The organism is Pseudomonas sp. P5_A2_2 (assembly GCF_054177685.1).
Genome location: NZ_JBGCUL010000796.1, coordinates 1 through 2088, shown reverse-complemented (window position 1 = coordinate 2088; position 2088 = coordinate 1). Strand labels below are relative to the sequence as shown.

The following is a 2088-nucleotide window of genomic DNA, read 5'->3' as shown; positions in this document are numbered from 1 at the left end:
GGTTCAGGCAATGCGATGTCTTAAAAAACGGTGCCACTGCTCAAAAAGAGCAGCGTCCTACACGACATCAGGAATTGTCCGTACACTCCGCCATTGCTGCGCCTTTGCCACGAGTCCTATAGTCCGGCCCACGCCCTCACGGCGTGTCGGGTTTGGCGACTCGATTGCAATTGAACTGAAGTCTTCGACCATTTCGGAGCGCTTCGGAACGCACCTAGCTGCCYGTTTTATGGTGGCTGTGCGCGGGAGACCTCAGGGTCTGCCGGTTTCTCCATTGCCCGGTTCGCCAACCCGCGTACGGCTACCACCCTCGTTTGGCGACGATTGAGTGATAGCTCTCATGAACTAATGGAGCTTCACTTATGAATGAGTACATCGCTTTAACCAGCAATGCCGATGACCTGCCCTCGCTGTTCGTCAACACCACACAACCTCTGCATTCACTGCTCAGCACCGCCAGCTATAGAATTCGAGCTGTGACGCAGATTCTTGAAAATCTTGCAATGCGTGGTGACATCACCAGCGATACGGTGGTTCTCAGCGACTTTGCGTTGTTGTGCTGCGTGCCGTTGCGCGATGGTTGTGATGTGTTGGATGTGATTGCGCGGCGGATGGATTCAGAGCCGTCCTGAAATCAGGAGGGGCGTTCTACTTGGGCGAAAAAACGGCACCTTCCGGTGCCGTTCGAATTTCGCAGTCCTGCTTTAACTTACCCTGCCCAGTGTCCCGGCCTTGTCACATAGGTCCACCAGGCTACGACGGGAAATGCCGAGAGGACGCTAACAGCGTCGCGACGCTCAAGGCAGGGTCAAAAGAACGATTAAGAAGTTTCGTCAAAAGGAAATGTCTTTTTCCTACAACAGCCTTCAAAGGAGCTTTTATAGAGAAATGGAAGTTCGTTTTGTGGTTCCAACAATCGAGCACGACGACTGCGCACATAAATGTTGACGTCGTTGGCATAGCGTACAAAGCGATGGCCCCGCCGTTCCAGCTCGCGGTCGAGTTCATTGAGCAGGATGTTCGACAACAACGGCGAGAGCGGGCCGCCTTGCGGCGTGCCTTCCTGCCGTCGGCTGACGAGCCCGCCTGACATCGTTCCCGCTTCGAGATAACGACGGATCAGCGTGAGCACACGTTTATCTTCGATTTGGCGCTCAATGTAGGCCATCAATACATCGTGTGTTGACTCGATCAAAGAACTTCTCCAAATCGAGTTCCACGCACCAGCGGTGACCCGCCGCCACCTGGTTACGAGCTGTTTCGATGGCTTGGTGAGCGCTTCTGCCCGGACGAAAGCCATAGCTGGAGTCCGAAAACAACGGATCAAAGATCAGCGTGAGCTGTTGCAGCAGGGCTTGTTGGATCAGGCGATCCACAACGCTGGGGATACCCAGTTGTCTTGTCCCGCCTTTGGGTTTGGGGATGTCGACGGCGCGTACCCCTTGCGGGTGGTACTCGCCGGCCAGCAACCGAGTCTTGAGGATCGGCCAATACTGTTTCACATAGCCCGCCAACTGGTCGACCGTCATGCCATCGGCACCCGGCGCACCCTTATTGCTGACTACGCGTTGATACGCGCGCTTGAGGTTGGCCGGTGCAAGCACCCGCTCCATCAGCGTGTCCGGCTCCGCGGTCGTCCACGCCACAGACGCCGTCGATGTTTGCGCCCTGTCAGCCCTCATCCTCGGATACCGTCCAGGACCTGGGGTAACAGTTTTCTCTTGGAGAATATTCTGCGTTTCAACATTCGACGAGACTCTGACGCCTACTGGCGGCATAACCTGTTCGGCCCTTGGTGACGCGGTAATTCGCCACTTACTACGGCCTCGGCTGGCTTCGGTGGGCTCATCCCGTCGCCTCTCGACGCTCGGTAGCACAGTGGCAAACCTACAGATCTCCCAGGGTAATTCGCGTGACCTTCCTGCTTATGCCTGTCGGATCTACGTCACAGCGTTCYGTGCAAGWATYGGGCKTTGAAGATRYTKGCCTTCTTACCCCGCTGCGCCGCCTCTATCCGCTTCCTGTTCGTCAGGCCAGCATTTTGCCTCGGGCTTCCTTCAGATTCGCAGTCACCCGCAACACCCTTGC

1 protein-coding gene and 1 pseudogene are annotated in these 2088 nt (G+C 56.2%); one reads left to right on the top strand and one right to left on the bottom strand.

The window, feature by feature from the left end; translation table 11 throughout:
• Positions 1-362 precede the first annotated feature (362 nt).
• Positions 363-632: a short-chain dehydrogenase gene (locus ACXRVY_RS25815; RefSeq protein ID WP_115947664.1), complete on the top strand. Its 270-nt coding sequence runs from the start codon at positions 363-365 to the stop codon at positions 630-632.
• Between the two features lie 287 nt (positions 633-919).
• Here ACXRVY_RS25815 and ltrA read toward each other — a convergent pair.
• Positions 920-1778: pseudogene (ltrA, locus tag ACXRVY_RS25810) on the bottom strand (group II intron reverse transcriptase/maturase); the annotation flags it as partial.
• Between the last annotated feature and the right edge of the window lie 310 nt (positions 1779-2088).

Excerpts from the sequence above, each read along its gene's own strand:
- ACXRVY_RS25815 (WP_115947664.1), top strand. The coding sequence starts at position 363 with ATGAATGAGTACATCGCTTTAACCAGCAATGCCGATGACCTGCCCTCG.